Origin of the sequence: Pseudomonas sp. Q1, from assembly GCF_009935975.1 — a bacterium.
In the GTDB taxonomy this organism is placed as follows: Bacteria; Pseudomonadota; Gammaproteobacteria; order Pseudomonadales; family Pseudomonadaceae; genus Aquipseudomonas; species Aquipseudomonas palleroniana.
The window spans coordinates 77,971-86,381 of the sequence record NZ_QODI01000021.1; the positions used below are offsets into that span (position 1 = coordinate 77,971).

An 8,411-nucleotide genomic window follows, 5' to 3' on the forward strand; every position below is an offset into this window, starting at 1 on the left:
CAGGCGCGGCAGCAGGGGGTCAGCACGGCCAGCCTGTGTCATCTGGCGTGGGGCCAGGTGCTGGCGGCCGTTACCGGCAATGAGCGGGTGGTCTTCGGCACGGTATTTCTCGGGCGTATGGACAGCGGCGAAGGCGCCGAGCATGCGCTGGGTATGCTGATCAATACCTTGCCGCTGCGAGTGGACATCGGCGAGCAGGACGCACCGGCCGCGCTCAAGGCGACCCATGCACGGCTGACGGCGTTGCTTGGCCATGAGCACGCGCCGCTGGTGCTGGCCCAACGCTGCAGCGGCGTGGCCGCGCCGCAACCGTTGTTCAGTGCCTTGCTCAACTATCGTCATAAAGCGCATGACCTCGCGTCCGAACAGGCCCAAACGGCCTGGCGCGGCATCGAGTTCTTCCACACGGAAGAGCGCAAGCGCACCAATTACCCGCTGACGCTCAGTGTCGATGAACTGGCGGACGGCTTCTCTTTCACCGTGCAGGCGCTGCCGGTGCTGGGCGCGCAACGTTTCTGCGAGCGCATGCACGTTGCCCTGGAACACCTGGTGCAGGCGCTGGAGCAGGGCTCGACGCTCGCGGTCAATCAACTGCCGGTGCTGCCGAGTGCTGAGCGTCGACAGGTGCTTGAAGACTTCAACCAGACCCAGATCGACTACCCACGTGGGTTGACGCTCCACCAGCGTATTGAACAGCACGTGCAGCGCAACCCGCAGGCGGTCGCCGCGGTGTATGACGGACAGGCGCTGTCTTATGCCGAGCTGAACCAGCAGGCCAACCACCTGGCTTTTCAACTGATCGAGCTGGGCGTGCAGCCTGACGACCGCGTGGCCATCTGCGCGCGGCGCAGCCTGGACACCCTGGTCGGGCTGGTGGCGATCCTCAAGGCCGGTGCGGCGTATGTCCCCGTCGACCCGGCGCACCCGCTGGACCGCATCGGCTACTTGCTCGAAGACAGCGCCCCGGTTGCGGTGCTGGTGCAGCCGGAGCTGGCCCAGCGTTTACCGACGTTGCAGGTGCCGGTGCTGGAACTCGACAGCCGCCTGCTGCACGGTGCTGCCTGCGGCAACCCCCAGGTCGCCGGCCTGACCCCGGCACACTTGGCCTATGTGATTTACACCTCCGGTTCCACCGGTCTGCCCAAGGGCGTAATGGTCGAACATCAGACTGTGGAAAACCTGGTCAACTGGCATTGCGATGCGTTCGACCTGCACGCCGGCAGCCATACCTCCAGCGTCGCCGGGTTTGGTTTCGATGCGATGGCCTGGGAAGTCTGGCCGGCCCTGTGCGTCGGGGCGACCCTGCATCTGCCGCCGGCGGCGCAGGGCAACGAAGACATCGACGCCTTGCTGGCCTGGTGGCAGGCGCAACCGCTGGATGTCAGCTTCCTGCCGACGCCAGTGGCCGAATACGCCTTCAGCCAGAACCTGCAACACCCGACCCTCAAGACCCTGCTGATCGGCGGCGACCGTCTGCGCCAGTTCAGCCAGGCGCAACGCTTTACCTTGGTCAACAACTATGGCCCGACCGAGGCCACCGTGGTGGCGACTTCCGGCGTGATCACGGCAGGACAGGCGTTGCACATCGGCAAGCCGGTGGCCAATGCCCAGGCGTACGTGCTGGATGCACAACTCAAGCCGGTGCCGCTGGGCGTGGCCGGTGAGCTGTACGTGGGGGGGGCCGGGGTGGCGCGGGGTTACTTGAACCGTGCACAAATGACCGCCGAACGCTTCCTCAAGGACCCGTTCAGTGCCGACCCGCAGGCGCGGATGTACCGCACCGGCGACCTGGTGCGTTGGCTGGCGGACGGCACCCTGGAATACCTGGGGCGTAACGACGACCAGGTGAAGATTCGCGGTGTACGTATCGAACTGGGCGAGATCGACAGCTGCCTGGCCACCCATCCTCAGGTGCGTGAAGCGGTGGTGCTGGCCCGTGACGGGCGGCTGGTCGCCTATTTCACCGCGCATGACGCGGTGGATGTCGAGAGCCTGCGCGGCTTTATGCAGGCGCAGTTGCCGGAGTACATGGTGCCGGCCGCCTACGTACGTCTGGAGCATATGCCGCTGACCGCCAACGGCAAGCTGGACCGCAAGGCCCTGCCGGAACCGGACCAGGACGCGCTGCTCAACCGCAGCTATGTGGCACCGCAGGGCGAGGTGGAACGCACCCTGGCGCAGATCTGGGCCGAGGTGCTCAAGGTCGAGCGCGTGGGGCGGCATGACCACTTCTTCGAGTTGGGCGGGCATTCTTTGCTCGCGGTGGGGTTGGTCAGTCGCATGCGCCAGGCCGGTTTGAATGCCGATGTACGCGTACTGTTCAGCCAGCCGACCCTGGCGGCATTGGCCGCCGCCGTTGGCCAGGGGCGTGAAGTGACGGTCGAGCCCAACCGTATTCAAGCGGATTGCCAACGCATCACCCCGGACCTGTTGCCGCTGATCACGTTGGACCAGAGCAGCATTGATCGGATTGTCGACAGCGTACCGGGCGGTGTCGGCAACGTGCAGGATATCTACCCGCTGGCACCGTTGCAGGAAGGCATTCTTTACCATCACCTCAGCGCCGAACAGGGCGACCCGTACTTGCTGCAGGCGCGTTTCAGCTTTGCCGACGCGCAGCGTCTGCAAGCGTTTGTCCAGGCCCTGCAGGCGGTGATCGACCGTCATGACATCCTGCGTACCGCCATCGTGCTGGAGGGTTTGCAAGCGCCGGTGCAAGTGGTCTGGCGCAAGGCCGAGCTTGATGTGCAAGGCGTATCGGTGGACGCCGCCCACGGCGACGTGCTGGCCCAACTGGAGCAGCGTTTTGGCGCCCGTCACCACCGCGTAGACCTGGCCCGCGCGCCACTGATGCAACTGGTGTATGCCCAAGACCCGCTCAATCAGCGGGTGGCGGCGATTTTGCTGTTCCACCACATTGCCCTGGACCATACCGCGCTGGAGGTCGTCAGCCAGGAAATGCAGGCCTACTTGCTGGACCCGACAGCCGAGCTGCCGGTGCCGGTGCCGTACCGTAATTACGTGGCCCAGGCCCGCCTGGGTGTCAGCGAACAAGAGCATGAGGCGTTCTTTCGCGAGCTGTTGGGCGACATCGAAGAGCCGACGTTGCCCTTCGGCTTGCAGGATGTGCAAGGCGATGCCCAGGCGATCGAAGAGGCCAGCCTGCGTGTCGACCCCGAGTTGAACCGGCGCCTGCGTAGCCAGTTGCGCCACCTCGGGGTCAGCGCCGCCAGCATGTTTCACCTGGCCTGGGCCCAAGTGCTGGCCGGGGTGACCGGTAAGCAAGACGTAGTCTTCGGCACGGTGTTGATGGGGCGCATGCTCGGTGGCGAAGGGGCGGAGCGGGCGCTGGGCATTTTCATCAACACCTTGCCGCTGCGCATCGATGTGGATGGTCGCGACGTTCGCGCCGGTGTGCGCCAGGCGCACTCGCGCCTGAGCGCGCTGCTGGGGCATGAACATGCCGCGTTGGCCCTGGCGCAACGTTGCAGCCAAGTGTTGGCGCCGTTGCCGTTGTTCAGTGCGCTGCTCAACTATCGCCATAGCAGTGTCGGCGACGGGGTGGCGCAGGCCCTGGCCTGGCAAGGGATGGAAGGGCTCGGCGGCGAGGAGCGCACCAACTACCCGCTGACCTTGAACGTTGACGAATGGGGCGACGGTTTCAGTCTCACGGTGTTGACCCTGCCACAAGTCGGTGCGCAACGCCTGTGCGCTTTTGTGCACCAGGCGCTGGAACACTTGGTACACGCGCTGGAGCATGCCCCCACGACTGCGCTGCAGGCACTGGCAATCCTGCCGGCGGCCGAACGCGAGCAAGTGTTGAGCACCTTCAATACCACGGCACGGGAATACCCGGCTGCACACACCGTCCATGAGGTTTTCGAAGCGCTTGCCGCCGTACAACCGACGGCATTGGCGGCTGTGCATGCCGAGCAACGAGCGACCTACGCCGAACTGAATCTGCGGGCCAACCGCCTGGCGCATCACCTGATCGGTCTGGGTGTGGCGCCGGGTGCCAGCGTGGCGATCCTGCTGGAACGCTCCGTGGACCTGCTGGTCAGCCAGTTGGCAATCAGCAAGTGTGCGGCGGTGTATGTGCCGCTGGATGTCAACGCGCCGTTGGACCGTCAAGGCTTCATGATTGCGGACAGCGGGGCGGCGTTGGTGCTGACGGTGGCCTCGGTCGAGGTGCCGGAAGGTGTTCGTCGCTTGGACCTGGACAGCCTGGATCTGAGTATCGAGCCGGATCACAACCCGGCGCTGGAGCAATCCGCCGAGACCGCGGCGTACATCATGTACACCTCCGGCTCCACCGGTACGCCGAAGGGCGTGCTGGTGCCGCATCGAGCGATCACGCGCCTGGTGATCAACAACGGCTATGCCGATTTCAATCAGCAGGACCGCGTGGCGTTTGCTTCGAACCCGGCGTTTGACGCCAGCACCCTCGATGTCTGGGCGCCATTGCTCAATGGCGGCGCGGTGGTGGTGGTCGATCAGGACACGCTGCTGTCCCAGGCTGATTTTGCTGCGCTGTTGCAGGAGCAGGCGGTCAGCGTGTTGTGGATGACCGCCGGGTTGTTCCACCAGTACGCCGAAGGGCTGCTGCCGGTCTTCTCGCAACTGCGTTACCTGATTGTCGGTGGTGATGTACTCGATCCGAGCGTGATCGCCCGGGTCCTCAAGGACGGCGCGCCCCAGCATCTGCTCAACGGCTACGGCCCGACCGAGGCGACGACGTTCTCGACTACCCATGAGATTACGCGGGCAGACGAGGGCAGCATCCCGATTGGCCGTCCGGTGGGCAACAGCCGTGCCTACGTGCTCGACGCTCGCCAACAACCGGTGCCGGTCGGTGTGACCGGCGAGTTGTATATCGGTGGCCAGGGCGTTGCCCTGGGCTACCTGAACCGGGCTGACCTGACGGCGGAGAAATTCCTCGCCGACCCGTTCAACGACGGAGCGCTGATGTACCGCACCGGCGACCTGGTGGCCTGGCGTGCCGACGGCACCTTGCAGTATCAGGGCCGTAACGACCAGCAGGTGAAGATCCGTGGTTTCCGCATTGAACTGGGCGAGATCGAAACGCGCCTGAGTGAGCACCCGCAGGTCAGGGACGCAGTAGTACTCGCCCGTCAGGACGAACCGGGGCACAAGCGCCTGGTGGCGTACTTCACCGAGCGTGAAAACGTCGATATCCAATCCTTGCGTGAGCATCTGCAAGCGCAGTTGCCGGACTACATGGTGCCGGCCGCCTACGTGCGCCTGGACAGCCTGCCGCTGACCAACAACGGCAAGGTCGACCGCAAGGCCCTGCCTGCACCGGACCAGGAGGCCCTGCTGAGCCGTGGCTACGAAGCGCCACAAGGTGAAGTGGAAACCGTGTTGGCGCAGATCTGGGCGGATGTGCTCAAGGTCGAGCAAGTCGGGCGTCACGATAACTTCTTTGAACTGGGCGGCCATTCGCTGCTGGCGGTCAATTTGATTGAACGCATGCGCCAGGCCGACCTCAGCGCCGATGTACGCGTGTTGTTTCGCCAGCCCACCCTTGCGGCGTTGGCGGCTGCCGTCGGCTCCGGGCGTGAGGTGGTTGTACCGGCCAACCGTATTACGCCTGACTGCGCACGCATCACTCCCGACCTGCTACCCCTGATGACCCTGGACCAGGCGAGCATCGACCATATCGTCGCCCAGATCCCGGGCGGCACGGCGAATGTGCAGGATATTTACCCGTTGGCGCCATTGCAGGAAGGCGTGTTGTACCACCATATCCGTGCCGAAACCGGCGACCCCTACTTGCTGCAATCGAGTTACGGGTTTGACAGCCTGGAGCGTTTCCAGGTGTTTATCGAGGTGCTGCAGGCGGTCATCGATCGCCATGACATCCTGCGCACCAGCCTCGTCTGGCAAGGCCTGGAAAACCCGGTGCAAGTGGTGTGGCGCAAGGCCGCGCTGGCGGTGCAGGAAATGCCCGCCGACCCGCACGGCGATGACGTCGTGAACCAGCTGCGTGAGCGTTTCGATGCCCGTCACTATCGCCTGGAACTGACCCAGGCACCGTTGATGCGCATCGTCTATGCCCGTGACGAGGCCAATCAGCGGATCGTCGCGTTGCTGATGTTCCATCACTTGATCATGGACCATACCGCCCTTGATGTGGTGCAACAGGAAATGCACCTGTTGCTGCAGGGCCAGGTCGAACAGCTGAAGCACGCGGTGCCTTACCGCAATTATGTGGCGCAGGCACGCCTGGGCAGCACTGATGCGGAGCACGAGCGGTTTTTCCGCGAGATGCTCAGCGATATCGATGAACCGACTTTGCCGTTCGGTCTGCAGGATGTGCAGGGCGATGGGCATGGCGTGGGCGAAGCCACACACCTGCTTGATAAGGGCTTGAGCCTGCGCCTGCGCGAACAGGCACGCCAGACCGGCGTCAGCGCCGCCAGCCTGTTTCACCTGGCCTGGGCAAGGGTGTTGGGCAGCGTGTCGGGCCGTCGCGAGGTCGTATTCGGCACCGTGTTGCTCGGCCGCATGCAAGGCGGTGAAGGGGCGGACCGTGGGCTGGGGATGTTTATCAATACCTTGCCGCTTCGAGTCGATGTCGACGCAGTGGGCGTGCGCTCGGCCGTCAAGGCAACCCATGCGCGACTGACGGCGTTACTGGGGCACGAGCATGCTTCACTGGCGCTGTCCCAGCGTTGCAGCGGGGTGCCGGCGAGCGTGCCGTTGTTCAGCGCCTTGCTCAACTACCGGCACACTGGCGTGGTCGAGGACATGGCCGCGCTCGAACAGGTATGGCACGGTATGTACTTCCTGCACGCCGAAGAGCGCACCAACTACCCGATCACCTTGAGCGTCGATGACCTGGGCGAGCAATTCAATCTCAATGCACTGGTGGTTTCGCCGCTGGAGGCGCGCCGTCTCTGTGACTACCTGCTCACCGTCGTGGAGCAGTTGGTGCAGGCACTGGAGCAATCCCCCGATCTGCCGTTCGAGCAATTGTCGGTATTGCTGGCGAGCGAAGTACACCAGGTGCTGGTCGAGTTCAACCCGACCACGCGTGCCTACCCCGAAACACAGGCCGTGCACGCGCTGTTCGAAGCCCGCGCGGCGGCCGATCCGCAGGCGCTGGCGGCGGTGCATGGCGAGCAAGCCGTGAGTTATGCGCAATTGAACCGACGGGCCAACCAGTTGGCCCATCACCTGCTCGGCCAAGGCGTGGCGCCCGGCGACCGCGTGGCGATCTTGCTGGAACGCTCCGTGGACCTGCTGGTCAGCCAGTTGGCAATCAGCAAATGTGCGGCGGTGTATGTGCCGCTGGATGTCAACGCGCCGTTGGACCGTCAAGGTTTCATGATCTCGGACAGCGGGGCGGCTCTGCTGCTGACGGCGGCCTCGATCGAGACGCCGCAGGTTGCTCGTCGCCTGGACCTGGATACTCTGGATCTGAGTCTTGAGCCTGATCACAACCCGGCACTGGAGCAATCCGCCGAGACGGTGGCGTACATCATGTACACCTCCGGCTCCACGGGGACGCCAAAAGGCGTGCTGGTGCCGCACCGCGCCATCACGCGCCTGGTGATCAACAACGGCTATGCCGATTTCAATCAGCATGATCGGGTGGCGTTTGCTTCGAACCCGGCGTTTGACGCCAGTACCCTGGATGTCTGGGCGCCATTGCTCAATGGCGGCGCGGTGGTGGTGGTCGATCAGGACACATTGCTATCCCAGGCCGGCTTTGCCGCGCTGTTGCAGGAACAAGCAGTCAGCGTGTTGTGGATGACCGCCGGCTTGTTCCACCAGTACGCCGAAGGATTGTTGCCGGTCTTCCCGCAACTGCGTTACCTGATTGTCGGTGGCGATGTGCTCGATCCGAACGTGATCGCTCGGGTCCTCAAGGACGGTGCACCCCAGCATCTGCTTAACGGCTACGGCCCGACTGAAGCCACTACCTTCTCGACCACCCATGAGATTACGCGGGCAGACGAGGGCAGCATTCCGATTGGCCGCCCGGTGGGCAACAGCCGAGCTTATGTGCTCGACGCCCGTCAACAACCGGTGCCGGTCGGTGTCACTGGCGAGTTGTATATCGGTGGCCAGGGGGTTGCCCTGGGCTACCTGAACCGGGCTGACCTGACGGCGGAGACATTCCTCGCCGACCCGTTCAACGACGGGGCGCTGATGTACCGCACTGGCGACCTGGTGGCCTGGCGTGCCGACGGTACCTTGCAGTATCAGGGCCGTAACGACCAGCAGGTGAAGATCCGCGGTTTCCGCATCGAACTGGGCGAGATCGAAACGCGCCTGAGTGAGCACCCGCAGGTCAAGGACGCGGTGGTACTCGCCCGTCAGGACGAACCGGGGCACAAGCGCCTGGTGGCGTACTTCACCGAGCGTGAAAACGTCGATATCCA

General features: G+C 64.2%; 1 protein-coding gene (running past one end of the window). It reads left to right on the top strand.

Annotated features, from left to right (window positions below; all coding sequences use genetic code 11):
• The coding region annotated (locus DK870_RS26495) for a non-ribosomal peptide synthetase (protein WP_161550164.1) crosses the window boundary (this coding region is incomplete at its 3' end): on the top strand, positions 1-8,411 show 8,411 of its 9,434 nt. The annotated region extends 1,023 nt beyond the left edge of the window.